The organism is Kingella bonacorsii, from assembly GCF_016623605.1.
Taxonomy (GTDB): Bacteria; Pseudomonadota; Gammaproteobacteria; order Burkholderiales; family Neisseriaceae; genus Kingella_B; species Kingella_B oralis.
The window spans coordinates 299,750-315,844 of sequence record NZ_JAEHNZ010000001.1; the positions used below are offsets into that span (position 1 = coordinate 299,750).

Annotated in this window: 13 protein-coding genes; 11 read left to right on the plus strand and 2 right to left on the minus strand. The window is 53.8% G+C overall.

From position 1 onward, the window contains the following. Window positions 1-28 precede the first annotated feature (28 nt). The 11 genes from JDW22_RS01540 (at window position 29) to JDW22_RS01590 (ending at window position 14,434) form a co-directional block, all read left to right on the plus strand. Window positions 29-1,951, plus strand: coding sequence for an ATP-binding cassette domain-containing protein (locus JDW22_RS01540; RefSeq protein WP_200521263.1), 1,923 nt, complete (start codon window positions 29-31; stop codon window positions 1,949-1,951). A 16-nt stretch (window positions 1,952-1,967) separates the two neighbouring features. Then, window positions 1,968-2,495 carry a hypothetical protein gene (locus tag JDW22_RS01545; RefSeq protein ID WP_200521265.1) on the plus strand — a complete coding sequence of 176 codons (528 nt, stop codon included), beginning with the start codon at window positions 1,968-1,970 and terminating at the stop codon, window positions 2,493-2,495. Window positions 2,496-2,637: 142 nt separating this feature from the next. Continuing rightward, window positions 2,638-3,156 (plus strand): LPS-assembly lipoprotein LptE, encoded by a 519-nt coding sequence (locus tag JDW22_RS01550; RefSeq protein ID WP_200521267.1) that lies wholly within the window; start codon window positions 2,638-2,640, stop codon window positions 3,154-3,156. After that, entirely contained in the window at window positions 3,156-4,166 is a 1,011-nt protein-coding gene (holA, locus tag JDW22_RS01555) for a DNA polymerase III subunit delta (protein ID WP_200521269.1), read from the plus strand. The genes JDW22_RS01550 and holA overlap by 1 nt, the downstream gene beginning before the upstream one ends. Before the next feature lie 95 nt (window positions 4,167-4,261). Beyond that, window positions 4,262-4,831 carry a magnesium transporter gene (locus JDW22_RS01560; RefSeq protein WP_235964665.1) on the plus strand — a complete coding sequence of 190 codons (570 nt, stop codon included), beginning with the start codon at window positions 4,262-4,264 and terminating at the stop codon, window positions 4,829-4,831. A gap of 125 nt (window positions 4,832-4,956) precedes the next feature. Next, a complete protein-coding gene (gene lon, locus JDW22_RS01565; protein WP_200521271.1) occupies window positions 4,957-7,377 on the plus strand; it encodes an endopeptidase La in 2,421 nt (806 codons plus the stop codon). A gap of 167 nt (window positions 7,378-7,544) precedes the next feature. Then, window positions 7,545-7,850: an HU family DNA-binding protein gene (locus tag JDW22_RS01570; protein WP_200521272.1), complete on the plus strand. Its 306-nt coding sequence runs from the start codon at window positions 7,545-7,547 to the stop codon at window positions 7,848-7,850. Window positions 7,851-7,918: 68 nt separating this feature from the next. Beyond that, the gene (xseA, locus tag JDW22_RS01575) at window positions 7,919-9,268 is read left to right on the plus strand and encodes an exodeoxyribonuclease VII large subunit (RefSeq protein ID WP_200521280.1); all 1,350 of its coding nucleotides are present in this window, start codon (window positions 7,919-7,921) and stop codon (window positions 9,266-9,268) included. Window positions 9,269-9,689: 421 nt separating this feature from the next. Then, the gene (locus JDW22_RS01580; protein WP_200521282.1) at window positions 9,690-10,556 is read left to right on the plus strand and encodes a DUF808 domain-containing protein; all 867 of its coding nucleotides are present in this window, start codon (window positions 9,690-9,692) and stop codon (window positions 10,554-10,556) included. 131 nt (window positions 10,557-10,687) lie between these two features. Beyond that, on the plus strand, window positions 10,688-11,884 hold the full coding sequence (locus JDW22_RS01585; protein ID WP_200521284.1) for an acetate kinase: 1,197 nt from the start codon (window positions 10,688-10,690) through the stop codon (window positions 11,882-11,884). Between the two features lie 174 nt (window positions 11,885-12,058). After that, entirely contained in the window at window positions 12,059-14,434 is a 2,376-nt protein-coding gene (locus JDW22_RS01590) for a phosphoketolase family protein (RefSeq protein ID WP_200521286.1), read from the plus strand. A 153-nt stretch (window positions 14,435-14,587) separates the two neighbouring features. Here JDW22_RS01590 and JDW22_RS01595 read toward each other — a convergent pair whose 3' ends face one another. After that, window positions 14,588-14,731 carry a hypothetical protein gene (locus JDW22_RS01595; RefSeq protein ID WP_200521288.1) on the minus strand — a complete coding sequence of 48 codons (144 nt, stop codon included), beginning with the start codon at window positions 14,729-14,731 and terminating at the stop codon, window positions 14,588-14,590. A gap of 179 nt (window positions 14,732-14,910) precedes the next feature. Further along, window positions 14,911-16,089 (minus strand): 2-oxoglutarate dehydrogenase complex dihydrolipoyllysine-residue succinyltransferase, encoded by a 1,179-nt coding sequence (gene odhB / locus JDW22_RS01600; protein ID WP_200521936.1) that lies wholly within the window; start codon window positions 16,087-16,089, stop codon window positions 14,911-14,913. Window positions 16,090-16,095 lie beyond the last annotated feature (6 nt).

A 16,095-nucleotide genomic window follows, 5' to 3' on the forward strand; every position in this document is an offset into this window, starting at 1 on the left:
ATACAATCACTTCACACTCACAACCAAAATGATAGAAATCAAAAATCTCACCCTGCAACGTGGCAGCAAAATCCTGCTAGACAACGCCACCGCCACCATCAACCCGCGCCAGCGCGTCGGCTTAATCGGCAAAAACGGCACAGGCAAATCCAGCCTGTTTGCGCTGATAAAAGGCGAAATCGGGCAAGACAAAGGTGATTTACTGCTGCCCAAAACATGGAAGCTCGCCGCCGTCGCCCAAGAAACCCCCGCGCTGGACACGCCCGCGCTGGATTATGTATTGCAAGGCGATGCCGAATTACAGCATTTTCAGGCTGCCTTAGCCGCCGCCGAAGCCGAAAACGATGGCATGAAACAAGCAGAGCTGCACGCCAAATTAGACGAAATCGATGCCTATTCCGCGCCCGCCCGCGCCGCCAAATTATTGAGCGGGCTGGGCTTTGCGCAAGACGAACACGCCAAGCCCGTCAAAGCCTTTTCGGGCGGCTGGCGGATGCGGCTCAACCTCGCGCAAGCCCTGATGTGCCGCGCCGACTTGCTGCTGCTGGATGAGCCCACCAACCACTTGGATTTAGAAACCGTGCTGTGGCTGGAAAACCACCTCGCCAGCTTGCCTTGCACCCAAATCATCATTTCGCACGACCGCGATTTTCTCAACGCCACCACCACGCAAACGCTGGAACTGGCGCAGCAGAAACTCACGCTCTACGGTGGCGGCTACGATTTCTACCTGAAAGAACGCGCCCAACGCTTGGCAAACCAGCAAGCCGCGTTTGCCAAACAGCAGGCAAAAATCCAACATCTGCAATCGTTTATCAACCGCTTCAAAGCCAAAGCCACCAAAGCCACGCAGGCGCAAAGCCGCGTCAAAGCCTTGGAAAAAATGGAGAAAATCGCGCCCGCCCAGTTGGACAACGAATTTCTGTTTGAATTTGCCGCGCCCGAGCATCTGCCCAATCCGCTGCTCAAAATGGAACATGCCGATTTGGGCTACGGCGCAGAAACCGTATTAAAAAACATCAGTCTATCGCTGGAAAACGGCGCACGCTTCGGGCTGCTCGGCGTAAACGGCAGCGGCAAATCCACCTTTATCAAAGCCCTTTCAGGCAGCCTGAAACCGCAAAACGGGCAGATTCTCCGCTCCGACAAACTCAACATCGGCTACTTCGCCCAACACCAATTAGACACCCTGCGCAGCGACCAAAGCCCCATGTGGCACATCCAAAAACTCTCGCCCGAAGCCCGCGAGCAGGAAATACGCAATTTTTTGGGCGGATTTTTGTTTACAGGCGAAATGGCAACCGCGCCGATTGCCCCATTTTCGGGCGGCGAAAAAGCACGGCTTGCGCTGGCGATGCTGGTGTGGCAAAAGCCCAATCTGCTGCTGTTGGACGAACCCACCAACCATTTGGATTTGGATATGCGCCACGCGCTCACCCTTGCGCTGCAAAGTTTTGAAGGCGCGTTGATATTGGTGTCGCACGACCGCAGCCTGATAGAAGCCACCACCGACCAATTTTTGCTGATAGACCAAGGCAGCCTGAAAACCTTTGACGGCGATTTAAACGACTACCGCGCATGGCGGCTGGCGCAAGAAAACTCCACCGCCGCGCCCGCCCAATCCAGCCAGTCGCAAAGCCGCAAAGACACCAAACGGCAGGAAGCGCAAATGCGGCAAGAACGCGCCCGCCGCAGCAAGCCCGTGCAACAAAAAATAGACCAAGCCGAAAAGGAAATCGCCACGCTCACCGCCGAGCAACAAGCGTGCGAAGCTATACTGTCGCAAGAAAGCATCTATCAACCTGAAAACAAAGCCAAATTGCAAGAAACATTAGCAAAAACCAACGAAATTAAAGTAAAATTAACAAAATTGGAAGAAGAATGGCTGCAATGGCAAGAAGATTTGGAAACCATTAACAAACAAATCAATAGCGAGTTTCAGGCAGCCTGAAAAAGGACTTGTAAACATGAAAAAAACACTTTTAGCCAGCATGGTTTTATTAACCCTATCGCAAGGCGCGATTGCCGAGATTTACAGCTGCGGCGAAGGTTGCTACACATCCAACGCCAAAAAAGGCAGCGGCAAAGCTGATTTGGGCAACAAAATCGGTAGCTACACCAGCGTGAAACATCGCTATGAACCGCCTGTTGAAGCATCGCATGGCAGCACATCCGTCGCCACGCGCAGCAGCTACCGCCCCAGTGGCGGTGCAGCACCCGCACGCAGCGTGCCCGTTGCCAATATGCAGCCTGCCATGCCCGCCGCGCCCAAACTCAGCAGCGCACGCGCCAACGGACGGCGCACTATCTTGGAACAAGAGTTGAACAACGAGCGCAACGCTCTTGCCCAAGCCAAGCAAAATCTAGCCGATGGGCGCATTGTGAAAGGCGCAAACGACACCAACCGCGATGCCCGCATCCGACAGCTGGAAAGCGCGGTGTTGGATCGCCAGCAAAACATCCAAGCCTTGCAGCGCGAGTTGAGCCGCATGTAGTTTCAGGCTGCCCCAATCCGCCCGCATTACCCAAGCCTTTGCAAACCGCCTCCCGCGTTTGTAAAGGCTTTATTAATGGAAAATAAAAATTTTTAACGCTATAATGCGCCACTTTATTTGCCGCCCAATCCACCGAAACGCCATGAAAAAACTTGTTCCATTTATCGCCGTAAGCGCACTTTCCGCCTGCGGTTTCCACCTTAAAGGCACATACGCTTACGACCATCTGCCTGAACAAAAATGGTACATCTCGGGCGGGCAGTTGCAAAAACCATTGGAAAACGCCATTCGCCACGCATCGGGCACACCCGTTGCCCAAGCCGCCGCCCAAGCCGAATTGCGCGTAACCGGCTTTGGCGGCAAGCGCGACATCTACACCATCACCCGCGCCGCCAAGCTCAACGAATACTTGTTTACCCTGCACGTAACCGCGCAAGCCTATCGCCACAACCAACCTTGGGGCGCGCCGCTGGTTGCCCATGTGCGCCGCAACATGCCGTATTCGGACGGCTTAACGCTGGGCAAAGACGAAGAAACCGCCACCATTTGGCGCGATATGTATAACGATGCCGCCGACCAAATCGTGCGTCAGCTCGGCTTTTTGAACCAATCTTCCCCATCACAGCCCGCCGCGCCAACCGCCGGCGAGCCTGCGCCATAATGCCCCAGCTTGACATCAACCAGCTTTCAGGCAGCCTGAAAGGCGCGTTGCAACCGCTTTATGTTATCCACGGCGAAGAAGATTTGCTGCGGATTGAAGCCTTAGACAGCATCCGCGCCGTCGCCAAGCAACGCGGCTATCTGAATCGCGAAAGCTACACCGTAGAAAACGCCAATTTTGACTGGAACGAAGTGCTCGCCAACGCCGACAGCGCAGGCTTGTTCGCCGATTTGAAACTGCTGGAAATCCACATCCCTAGCGGCAAAGTGGGCAAAAACGGCGGCGAAGTCTTGCAGCAGTTGGCAGAAAACCTGCCGCGCGACACGGTTACGCTAATTGTGTTGCCCAAGCTGGAACGCGCGCAAACCCAAGCCAAATGGTTCACCGCATTAAGCAAACACGGCACGATGCTGGAAGCCAAAGCCGTTAGCCCCAACGCCTTGCCCGCGTGGATTAACACCCGCCTGCAACAACATGGCTTGGAAGCCGAAGCCGCCGCCGTTGCGCTGTTTGCCGAACGGGTGGAGGGCAATTTGCTCGCCGCCAAACAAGAAGTGGACAAACTCGCGCTGCTGTTCCCGCAAGGGCATTTAATCAGCATCCAAGACGCGCAAGAGAGCATTGCCAACGTGGCGCGGTTTGATGTTTTCCAGCTTGCCGCGGCGTGGATGGGCGGCAATGTGCGCCGCACCGCCCACTTGTTAGACGGGCTGGCGGCGGACGACGAAGAACCCGTTTTGCTGCTGTGGGCGGTTGCCGAAGACATCCGCACGCTGATTCGGTTAAGCGCAGCATTCAAACAAGGCAAAAGCGTGCAAGCCGTGCGCAACGAACTGCGCTTGTGGGGCGATAAGCAACAATACGCCAGCCAAGCCGCCCAGCGTTTGACCGTGCCGCGCTTGATGGATGCGCTGAAAACCTGCGCCCAAATCGACCGCCAAATCAAAGGCACGGAAGCAGGCGATGCACGGGCTGCCTTGCGCCAGCTGGTGATGCAGTTGGCAACATAAGGCAGCATGAAAACAGAAAACAGCGCAAACATCGTTTTCAGGCTGCCTTTGGAATAACCAAATAGGGCGGAATCAGCCCGCATCCCTTTGCCCGATTGGCTTTTTCAGGCTGCTTATTCTGTTTAAATCGGCAGCCTGAAAACCCTAAACCCTATTTTCAGGCTGCCTATCCAGCTTCCCCCGTTAGGCAGCCTGAAAACCACACCAACCCTTTCACGCAACACCACAAGGAACACATCATGGATAAAAAACGCGCCATCGTTATTTGGATTGCCATGGCAATCGCCATCGGATTGATTGCCTACCTTTCAGGCGCCAATCCCATCGTTGCCGCCCTTATCGGCATCGCCGCCGTTGCCGCCATTGTCGGCATCGCCACAGGCACCGTTTATTGGAAACAAAAAAAACTGATTGACAACGCCGCCCGCTTCAACATCGACCTCAAAGCAGGCAAAATCAACCCCGCCGATTTGCGCCGCATGTATTTCTCCGGCGGCAAAGACCGCAAAGACGCGCTGTTTATCGCCAGCCAAGCCATGCGCTGCTCCGTGCAGGAAGCCGAAAAGCAACTGAGCGCCCGCATCAGCAAGCAAGCCGCCAATCAAGAAATGATGAAGCAGCAACGCCAGCAAGGCGGCAAACGCAAAGCAGGACGACCACGCTAAACATTTTCAGGCTGCCTCATCCCTATCGTGAAAGGCAGCCTGAAAACTTTTCGTCCCCGTCGCTTGAAATATCCCTCGGCATACCCCATTTGCTGCCCACTGATTCACGAATACAAGAGAACATCATGGCAAGAAAAAAATCCCAACACATCACATTGCCCACATTGCCCTTGCGCGACATGGTGGTTTATCCGCACATGGTGCTGCCCCTGTTTGTCGGGCGCGCCAAATCCGTTGCTGCGCTGAACACTGCGATGCCAGCCGACCAAACCGTCTTCCTGCTCGCGCAAAAAAACGGTAACGACGAAGACCCCGGCGTAAACGATTTGCACGAAACCGGCACAATCGCCGAAATCCTGCAAGTGTTAAAACTGCCCGACGGCACGGTTAAAGTGTTGGTAGAAGGCAAACAACGCGCCAGCGTGAACGCCCTGCAAGACACGGGCGAACTGTTTGAAGCGCAAGTAACCGTGCTGGCAGACAGCATCGCCGCGCCCGCCGACCAAGAAGCCCTGCGCCGCAGCCTGTTATCGCAGTTTGACCAATACGCCAAGCACAATAAAAAAATCGCCGCCGAAGTGCTCGCCAGTATTCAGGAAATTGAAGACAACAGCCGCTTAGCCGACACCATCGCCGCCCATCTGCAGCTCAAATTAGAACAACGCCAAAAACTGCTTGAACTGGCAGATGTGGGCGAGCGCATGGAATTTTTGCTTGCCCAAATTGAAGGCGAACTAGAAATTTCGCAACTGGAAAAACGCATTCGCGGCAAAGTCAAACGCCAAATGGAGAAAAACCAGCGCGATTATTATCTCAACGAGCAGATTAAAGTCATCCAAAAAGAGCTGGGCGAAGAAGACGAAAAAGGTGAGTTGGACAAGCTGGAACAGCAAATCAAATCCGCAGGCATGAGCCAAGAAGGCGAAGAAAAAGCCATGAGCGAGCTGAAAAAACTCAAAATGATGCCCGCCATGTCTGCCGAAGCGACCGTTGTCCGCAACTATATTGAAACGCTGATTGAGCTACCGTGGAAGAAAAAAACGCGCGTTAGCAAAGATTTAACCAAAGCCGATTTGGTGCTCAATGAAGACCACTACGGCTTGGAAAAAGTCAAAGAGCGCATTTTGGAATACCTTGCCGTGCAAAAACGCACCGATAAGCTGAAAGGTCCGATTTTGTGCTTGGTCGGTCCTCCGGGGGTGGGCAAAACGTCGCTGGGCGAAAGCATCGCCAAAGCCACAGGGCGTAAATACGTCCGCATGGCGTTGGGCGGCGTGCGCGACGAGAGCGAAATCCGCGGACATCGCCGCACCTACATCGGCTCGATGCCGGGTAAAATCATGCAAAGCATGGTGAAAGCAGGCGTAAAAAACCCGCTGTTCCTGTTGGACGAGATTGACAAATTGGGCAACGATTTTCGTGGCGACCCAGCGGCAGCGTTGTTGGAAGTGCTAGACCCCGAGCAAAACGCCAAGTTTGCCGACCATTTTGTTGAAGTGGATTTTGATTTGAGCGATGTGATGTTTATCGCCACATCCAATAGCTTTGATATCCCGCCCGCGCTGCTGGATCGCATGGAAATCATCCGCCTGTCGGGCTACACCGAAGACGAAAAAATCAACATCGCCATGCAATACCTTGTGCCCAAGCAAATGAAACGCAACGGCGTGAAAGACGGCGAATTGCGGATTGACGAAACCGCCGTGCGCGACATCGTGCGCTATTACACGCGCGAAGCAGGCGTGCGCTCGCTAGACCGCGAAATCGCCAAAATCTGCCGCAAAGCCGTGATTAAAAACGAGCTTTCAGGCAGCCTGAAAACGAAAAAAGCCAAAGTCATCACCGTATCCGCCGATAACTTGAACGATTATTTGGGCGTGCGCCGTTTTGATTACGGCGTAACCGCAGGCGAAAACCGCGTGGGGCAAGTAACCGGCTTGGCGTGGACGGAAGTGGGCGGCGAGCTGTTGACGATTGAAGCCGTGGCGCTCAAAGGTAAAGGCAACATCGTTCGCACGGGTAAATTGGGCGACGTGATGCTGGAATCGATTACCGCCGCGTGGTCGGTGGTGCGCTCCCGCGCCGAAAGTTTGGGCATTGCGCCTGACTTTTACGAGAAAAACGATATGCACGTTCACGTTCCCGAAGGCGCCACGCCCAAAGACGGACCCAGCGCAGGCATTGCGATGACGCTGTCTATGGTATCCGCGCTCACAGGCATTCCCGTGCGCGCCGATGTGGCGATGACCGGCGAAATCACGTTGCGCGGCGAAGTATTGCCGATTGGTGGCTTAAAAGAGAAGCTATTGGCAGCGTTGCGCGGCGGCATCAAACACGTTTTAATCCCCAAAGACAACGTGAAAGATTTGGAAGAAATCCCGCAAAACGTGAAAGACGGTTTGGAAATTCATGCAGTCAAATGGATTGATGAAGTGTTTGAATGGGGCTTGGAGCGTCAGCCTACGCCTTACATCGCGCAAACGCAGCCTGAAACCGTGCCCGCCAAGCCAAAAGCGAAATCGGGCAGAAAAGCGCAGCAACATTAACCAATTGTGTCGCTTTCAACACGATTTCTTAACAATTTTAACTTTTGTGCTTGACACGGTAATTTAGGAATTGATATAAACCCGTTTGTTGTAAAAAACCGCGTGAATGCCCGATTTTTCGGGCGTTTGAATGAATATCCTAACCATAATATAAAGGAAACTTCACTATGAATAAATCTGAATTGATTGAAGCGATTGCCCAACAAGCCGGTTTAACTAAAACCGACGCAGGCAAAGCCGTTGACGCGTTCACAACCGTTGTAAAAGACGCGTTGAAATCAGGCGACAGCATCGCTTTGGTTGGCTTTGGTACTTTTAAAGTGGCTGAACGCGCTGCCCGCCAAGGCTTGAACCCACGCACCAAAGAAGCGATTAAAATTCCTGCGGCCCGCGTGCCTAAATTTACCGCCGGCAAAACTTTGAAAGACGCGGTTGCAGCAAGCAAACTGGCAAAAGCTGCCAAAAAGAAATAATTAGCGTGATGCTAAACAGGCTGCCTGAAATTCAGGCAGCTTTCTTTATGTGGCGAACGGGAAATACGATGGATGATTTATTTGCGCCCGGCGCGCTATCGGTGAGCGAGTTAAACAGTATCGCAGACGAATTGTTAGGACAGCAGTTTCTCGGCGTGTGGGTGGCGGGGGAGGTGTCTAATTTAACGCGGGCGGCGAGCGGGCATTATTATTTTTTGCTGAAAGACGATTTGGCGCAGGTGCGTTGCACTTTGTTTAAATTTGCGGCGGCGCGTTTGGCGCAACCGTTGCGCGAGGGCGATCATGTTGAAGCGAGCGGCAGGATTGGGATTTATGCGGCGCGGGGTGAGTTTCAAATCAATGTGAACGAGGTGCGGCAAGTGGGCGTGGGGCAGCTTTTTGAGCGTTATGAGCGCTTGAAAAAGAAGCTGGATGCGGAAGGTTTATTCGCGCCTGAGCGTAAACAAAGGCTGCCTGAAAATCCGCAGCGCATTGGTGTGGTAACGAGTTTGGCGGCGGCTGCGCTGCGCGATGTGGTTTCTACGCTGCGCCGTCGTGCGCCGCATATTGCGCTGGTGATGTATCCCACGCCTGTGCAGGGGGCGGGCAGCGAGCAGCAAATTGCGCAGGCGGTTCGCACGGCGGATGAACGCGCGGAAGTGGATGTGCTGATTGTGTGCCGTGGCGGGGGGAGCTTGGAGGATTTGTGGGCGTTTAACGAGGAGGCGGTGGCGCGGGCGATTGCGGATTGCAGCTTGCCGGTTGTGAGCGGGGTGGGGCATGAAACGGATTTTACGCTGGCGGATTTTGTGGCGGACGTGCGCGCGCCTACGCCCACGGGGGCGGCGGAATTGGTGAGCCCCAACCGCGCGGAGCTGCTGCACAAGCTGGCGAATTATCAGGCGCGGTTTCAGGCTGCCTTACAACAGCGTTATCAGAATGCGGCGCAACAGATGGATTTTTTGGCGAAGCAGTTGCAGCATCCGCACCAAAAATGGCAAACGCAGCGGGCGCAAGTGGCGCAGTGGCACGTGCAATTAACATGGGCGATGGGGCAGCAACTTGGTGGGCAACGGCATCGCTTGACACAAGCGGCACAGGCGTTGCGTGGGCAACAGCCTGATGTAGCGCGTTTGCAGCAGCGGGTGGAGCGTTTTCAGGCTGCCTTATCGTTTGCGTGGCAGGCGCGTTTTCAGGCTGCCTCGGCGCGGGTGGCGAAGCAGGCGGATGTGTTGGCAGCGATGTCGCCGCACGCGGTGTTGGAGCGGGGCTTTGCGATTGTGCAAAACGCGCGGGGGCAGGTGGTGCGTGATGCGGATTCGTTGAAGCAGGGGCAGACGTTGCACGTTTCGTTTGCGCATGGGGCGAGCGATGTGCAGGTGTTGAGTTTGCAGAAGCAGGGGGATTTGTTTGATTAGGCAGCCTGAAAACGGGGTGGGGTGGCTTTCAGGCTGCCTTTGGCTGGTACGATGAGGCAGCCTGAAAATGCAAACGCGGTCGCGAAAGCTGGGCAGCCTGAAATGTTTACCCGCGCTCCTACGGCTTGCTGGCAAGCCGTGCGCTGGCAAAGGATGATTGGCTGGTTGGATGTTTGGATTGATTGGGCGATGGGCTGATTTTATTTTCAGGCTGCCTTTGTTGGCATGATGGGGCAGCTGAAAATATCAACGGCATTTGCCTTGCCGCTCAACCGATGGCAAACGATTAGACAATTTTGATTTTCAGGCTGCCTCACCCCAATCCGCGCATCAAGGCAGCCTGAAAACGCCGCAATAGACTTTCAGGCTGCCTAAAAATATAATCCAGCCCTTCAACCACCTTGCTTAAATAGGAATCCAAATGGCATTAGCTTCTCTTTTCACCTTGCTGGACGACATCGCTTCTGTGCTCGACGATGTGGCGTTGATGACCAAAGTTGCCGCCAAAAAAACCGCAGGCGTGGTAGGCGACGATTTGGCGTTGAATGCCAACCAAGTAACGGGCGCGGCGGCGGAGCGGGAAATTCCGATTGTGTGGGAAGTGGCGAAAGGCTCGTTCATCAACAAGCTTATCCTGATTCCGATTGCGCTGTTGCTGGCGGCGTTTGCCCCCAAATGGATTACGCCCCTGCTGATGGTGGGCGGCGCATATTTGTGTTTTGAAGGCGCGGAAAAGCTGCTGCACAAATTTTTGCCGCACCATCAGCACTCTGGCGATGAAGTGATAACCGATTCATTAAATTCGGAAAAAGACAAAATACGCGGCGCGATTCGCACCGATTTTATTTTGTCGGCAGAGATTGTGATTTTGGCGTTGGGCGCGATTGACAGCATCGGCAATGCGACCATGCTGGGCAAAGTGCTGGCGTTGTCGCTGGTGGGCGTGGGGATGACGGTTGCCGTGTATGGCTTGGTGGCGATGATTGTGAAAACCGATGATTTCGGCTTTTACCTGATGCGCAAACCGAACAAAATTATGTGGTGGCTGGGCAAAGGTTTGGTGCGGGTTGTGCCTTGGCTGATGCGCGGTTTGAGCGTGGCGGGCACGCTGGCGATGTTCCTTGTGGGCGGCGGCATTTTTATGCACAACGTCGTTTGGCTGCATCATTTTCAATGGGACAATTTTTGGGCGGATACGGGCTTCACCATCGGTGTGGGCATGGCGGTGGGTGCGGTGGCGTGTGCGCTAGTGTTGCCGTTGAGCAAAATGCTGGGCAAGCGGCATTGAGGCAGCCTGAAAATCAGTAAAGCCAAAACGAAAACCCCCGATATCGGGGGCTTTTTCATGCTAGAATGCGCAGGTTTTTTTGGGCGCAAGCCTGATTAACTTCACAACTTTATTTAAAGGACATCTCAATCATGACAGATAAACTGATTTTGGTATTGAACTGTGGCTCATCATCGCTCAAAGGCGCGGTATTAAACAACGACAACGGCGATGTGTTGATGACGTGCTTGGCAGAAAAAATGGGCTTGCCCGATGCCTACATCACATTCAAAGTAAACGGCGAAAAAGAGCGCGTGGAATTGGCACACGCGCCCAACCACACGGGCGCGGTGGAAGCCTTGTTGGCAGAATTGAAAAAATTGGGGCTGTATGAAAAAGTGGGCGCAATCGGTCATCGCGTGGTGAGCGGCGGCGAATTGTATAGCGACTCTGTGTTGATTACAGACGAAGTGATTGCGGGCATTGAAAAATGCATCCCGCTCGCTCCTTTGCACAACCCTGCGCACTTGCTCGGCATCCACGCCGCGCGCAAATATTTCGTGGGCTTGCCCAATGTTGTCGTGTTTGACACCGCATTCCACCAAACCATGCCCGAACACGCCTACATCTACGCCATCCCGCGCAAATACTACACCGATTTGGGCTTGCGCCGTTATGGCGCGCACGGCACCAGCTACCGTTTTGTTGCCGAAGAAACCGCGCGTTTTATGGGCAAAGACAGCAGCAACCTGAAACTGGTGATTGCCCACTTGGGCAACGGCGCATCCATCGCTGCCGTACGCAACGGCAAATGTATGGACACCAGCATGGGCTTAACCCCATTGGAAGGCTTGGTAATGGGCACGCGCTCTGGCGACATTGACCCCAGCGTGTTCTCATTCTTGGCAAACAACGCAGGCATGAGCATTCAACAAATCACCGATATGTTGAACAAAGAAAGCGGCTTGCTGGGCATTTCAGGCTTGTCTAACGACTGCCGCACCATTGAAGAAAACGCCGAAAAAGGGCACGAAGGCGCGGTTTTGGCATTAGAAATCTTCTCATACCGCTTGGCTAAATATGTTGCCGCGATGGCAGTTGCCGCAGGCGGCTTGGATGCTGTGGTGTTCACCGGCGGCATCGGCGAAAATTCCAGCACCATCCGCGAAAAAGTGTTGGCATACTGCGCATTCTTGGGCTTGAAAGCCGACCACGAGCGTAACCTTGCCGCCCGCTTTGGCAATGGTGGCTACATCACCGCCGAAAACAGCCCCGTGGCTGGCGTAGTCATCCCCACCAACGAAGAATTGATGATTGCCCACGACACCGCGCGTTTGTCTGGCTTGTAATTTAATCACGCCGTTGCCAGCATAATTAAGGCAGCCTGAAATTTAGTTTTCAGGCTGCCTTTGTTTATGCGCAATTTATGCGCAAACTATTCTAGTTTTATTACAAAAATCGGGGCAAAGGGAGTATGATTGCACACCGTAATCCATTGTAAACAACGATAGAAAGAGAAAAATATGCAAAACACGCAATTTGACACTCCCGAATACCTCGCCAAAGTAGATGCTTGGTGGCGCGCTGCCAACTACATTTCCGCCGCGCAAATGTATTTAAAAGACAACCCATTGCTCAAAAAACCGCTAACGGCAAACGATGTGAAAGCGCACCCTATCGGGCATTGGGGAACGGTACCGGGGCAAAATTTCATCTACGCCCACTTAAACCGCGCCATCAACAAATACGATGTAGATATGTTCTACATTGAAGGGCCAGGGCACGGCGGGCAAGTGATGGTATCCAATTCCTATCTTGACCACAGCTACACCGACATCTACCCCGACATCACGCAAGACGAAGCGGGCTTAAAAAAACTGTGCAAAATCTTCTCGTTCCCCGGCGGCATCGCTTCGCACGCCGCGCCTGAAACCCCAGGCTCTATCCACGAGGGCGGCGAATTGGGCTATGCCTTGTCGCACGCCTTTGGCGCGGTGTTGGATAACCCCAACATCATCGCCGCTGCCGTGATTGGCGATGGCGAAGCGGAAACTGGGCCTTTATGCGCAGGCTGGTTTGGTAACACCTTTATCAACCCTGTGAACGATGGCGCGGTGTTGCCGATTTTGTATTTGAACGGCGGCAAAATCCACAACCCCACCATTTTGGCGCGTAAAACCGATGCCGAATTAACCCAATATTTCAACGGCATGGGCTGGGAGCCGATTTTTGTGGAAGTAAGTGACCCTGCCCATAGCCACGCCATCATGGCGCAAAAATTGGACGAAGCCATTGAGCGCATTTTGGCGATTTGGCAAGACGCACGCAGCCGCAGCGCAGACGATGCCACCATGCCGCGTTGGCCCGTGTTGGTGGCGCGTATTCCCAAAGGCTGGACTGGGCCGAAAACATGGAACGGCGAGCCGATTGAAGGTGGCTTCCGCGCCCACCAAGTGCCCATTCCCACCAATTCGCACGATATGAGCACCGCCGATGCGCTGGAAGCATGGTTACGCAGCTATCGCCCAGAAGAATTGTTTGACGACAACGGTCGCTTTTTAGACAAATGGCGCGAAATTTCGCCCAAAGGCGCAAAACGGATGTCGGTGCACCCGATTACCAATGGTGGCGTTGCGCCCAAGGCTTTGGTGATGCCCGATTGGACGAAACACGCGCTAAAAATTGGCACTCCTGGTAGCCACGATGCGCAAGATATGATTGAGTGCGGACGCTTGATGGCGGATGTGATTACCGCCAACCCCGATAATTTCCGCATCTTTGGCCCAGACGAAACCAAATCCAACCGCTTGAACGAAGTGTTTAAAGTAACCAACCGTCAATGGCTGGGCGTGCGCGATGCGGCGTATGACGAATGGATTGCGCCTGTTGGGCGGGTGATTGATTCGCAATTATCGGAACACCAAGCCGAAGGCTTTTTGGAAGGCTACGTTTTAACGGGGCGGCATGGCTTTTTTGCCAGTTACGAATCGTTCTTCCGTGTGGTGGATTCTATGATTACGCAGCATTTTAAATGGTTGCGCAAATGCAAAACCCACGCGCCTTGGCGCAAGGATTATCCATCGCTGAACTTGATTGCCACTTCCACCGTGTTCCAGCAAGACCACAATGGCTACACCCACCAAGACCCCGGCTTGCTCACCCATTTGGCAGAGAAAAAGCCCGAATTTGTGCGCGAATATTTGCCTGCCGATGCCAACACGCTGTTGGCGGTGATGAGCGAAGTTTTGACTTCGCGCGACCGCATTAATTTAATCGTGTCGTCTAAACACTTGCGCCCGCAGTTTTACAGCGCGGACGAAGCCAAAGAATTGGTGCGCGAAGGCTACAAAGTGATTGAATGGGCATCCACTTGCCACGATGGCGAGCCTGATGTGGTGATAGCGGCGGCGGGCACAGAGCCAAACATGGAAGCGTTGGCGGCGGTTAATCTGCTGCACAAACAATACCCTGCGCTGAAAATCCGCTTCATCAACGTGGTGGATATTTTGAAACTACGCCACCCCAGCATTGACCCGCGCGGTTTGAGCGACGAAGCATTTGATGCGCTGTTCACCAAAGACAAGCCTGTTGTGTTCTGCTTCCACGGCTATGAAAACATGGTGCGCGATATTTTCTTCCCACGCCACAACCACAATGTGCGCATTCACGGCTACCGCGAAAATGGCGACATCACCACGCCGTTTGATATGCGCGTGTTATCGGAAATGGATCGATTCCACGTTGCCAAAGATGCCGCGCAAGCCGTGTACGGCGACAAAGCGGCGGATTTTGCTAACAAGATGGATGAAACGCTGCAATTCCACCGCAGCTATATCCGCGAACACGGCACGGATATTCCCGAGGTGGCAGAATGGAAATGGCAGCCGTTGGTTAAATAAGAACCTGTATTCATTATTTGCAAAAATAGTGAATACAAGTTCTAGTGCAGCCTGAAAAAGAGTAGGCAGCCTGAAAATGCTTAAATGCGTTTTCAGGCTGCCTTTGTTTTGTGGGTGGCGAGTGTTTTGCTGTAAACAAAGGTTTCAGGCTACCTATATGGTTTGCTGTTTCAAGGCAGCCTGAAATTCCACATGGAGCGGCGATGGCTCGTCGCCAAATATTTTGTTCAACTGAGGGTTACTGATTGGAAAAATGTCGGCGAGCCGCCGACGCTCCATCGGTTGCAGGTTTTGCAAAGATTTCAGGCTGCCTCAGGCTTTGTGCAAAAGTTTCTGCCTATACTGTTTCCAAATATCCAAAGGCAGCCTGAAATGGGGGGGTGCCGGATCAACAAGCCGCCGACGCGCCATAAAAAAGGCAGCCTGAAAACGCTTAAACCCGTTTTCAGGCTGCCTCTCTATGCACGACACAACAATCAAACATCCAACACCAGCCGCGCAGGGTCTTCCAGCAATTCTTTAATCGTAACCAAGGTGAGCACGGCTTCGCGCCCGTCAATAATGCGGTGGTCATACGACAGCGCCAGATACATCATCGGGCGCACCACAATTTCGCCGTTTTCCACCACCGCGCGCTCTTTGGTGGCGTGCATGCCCAAAATGGCGGATTGCGGCGGGTTGATAATCGGCGTGGACATCATCGAGCCGAACGTGCCGCCGTTGGTGATGCTGAACGTGCCGCCTGTCAAATCTTCAATCGCAATTTTGCCGTCTTTGGCTTTTGCCGCGTAATCGGCGATGGCGCGTTCAATGTCGGCGATGCTCATTTGGTCGGCGTCGCGCAAAATGGGCACAACCAGGCCGCGCGGGCTGCCGATGGCGATGCCGATGTCAAAATAGCCATGATAAACAATATCTTTGCCGTCCACCGATGCGTTCACCACGGGGTATTTTTTCAGCGCGGCAACGGCGGATTTCACAAAGAACGACATAAAACCCAGCTTCACGCCGTATGTTTTTTCAAATTTGTCTTTGTATTTGGCGCGCAAATCCATTACAGGCTTCATGTTGACTTCGTTAAACGTGGTCAAAATGGCGTTTTGCGCTTGCGATTCCAGCAAACGTTCCGCCACCCGCGCGCGCAAACGGCTCATCGGCACGCGCTGTTCAAAGCGTTCGCCCGCAGGCAGTGCGGCAGCCTGAAAGGCAGGGGCGGCTTTGGGCGCGGCAGGCGCGTTTTGCACGTCTTCTTTCAACACGCGGCCGCCACGCCCCGAGCCTTGGATTTGGCTCACGTCCACGCCTTTTTCGGCGGCGAGTTTGGCGGCGGCGGGCATGGCAACGCCCGTTTGGCTGTTAGACGCTGGCGCAGCAGAGGCAGCCTGAATTTCGGCAGGCGCGGCTTGCGCGGCAACGGCTGCAGTATCAATTTTGGCGAGCAGTTGCTGCGTGGTAACGGTTTCGCCGTCTTGCACCACAATCTCCACTAACACGCCCGCTTGCGGCGCAGGTACTTCCAGCACCACTTTGTCGGTTTCAATATCCACCAGCGTTTCGTCGCGGGCAACGCTGTCGCCCACTTTCTTATACCATTTGAGCAAGGTGCCCTCGGTGATGCTTTCGGCGAATACGGGTACGTTTACTTCAACAATCATGATTTG

Excerpts from the sequence above, each read along its gene's own strand:
- JDW22_RS01540 (WP_200521263.1), top strand. The coding sequence starts at position 29 with ATGATAGAAATCAAAAATCTCACCCTGCAACGTGGCAGCAAAATCCTG.
- odhB (WP_200521936.1), bottom strand. The coding sequence starts at position 16,089 with ATGATTGTTGAAGTAAACGTACCCGTATTCGCCGAAAGCATCACCGAG.
- JDW22_RS01570 (WP_200521272.1), top strand. The coding sequence starts at position 7,545 with ATGAATAAATCTGAATTGATTGAAGCGATTGCCCAACAAGCCGGTTTA.
- JDW22_RS01585 (WP_200521284.1), top strand. The coding sequence starts at position 10,688 with ATGACAGATAAACTGATTTTGGTATTGAACTGTGGCTCATCATCGCTC.
- JDW22_RS01590 (WP_200521286.1), top strand. The coding sequence starts at position 12,059 with ATGCAAAACACGCAATTTGACACTCCCGAATACCTCGCCAAAGTAGAT.
- xseA (WP_200521280.1), top strand. The coding sequence starts at position 7,919 with ATGGATGATTTATTTGCGCCCGGCGCGCTATCGGTGAGCGAGTTAAAC.
- JDW22_RS01550 (WP_200521267.1), top strand. The coding sequence starts at position 2,638 with ATGAAAAAACTTGTTCCATTTATCGCCGTAAGCGCACTTTCCGCCTGC.
- JDW22_RS01580 (WP_200521282.1), top strand. The coding sequence starts at position 9,690 with ATGGCATTAGCTTCTCTTTTCACCTTGCTGGACGACATCGCTTCTGTG.
- lon (WP_200521271.1), top strand. The coding sequence starts at position 4,957 with ATGGCAAGAAAAAAATCCCAACACATCACATTGCCCACATTGCCCTTG.
- JDW22_RS01545 (WP_200521265.1), top strand. The coding sequence starts at position 1,968 with ATGAAAAAAACACTTTTAGCCAGCATGGTTTTATTAACCCTATCGCAA.
- holA (WP_200521269.1), top strand. The coding sequence starts at position 3,156 with ATGCCCCAGCTTGACATCAACCAGCTTTCAGGCAGCCTGAAAGGCGCG.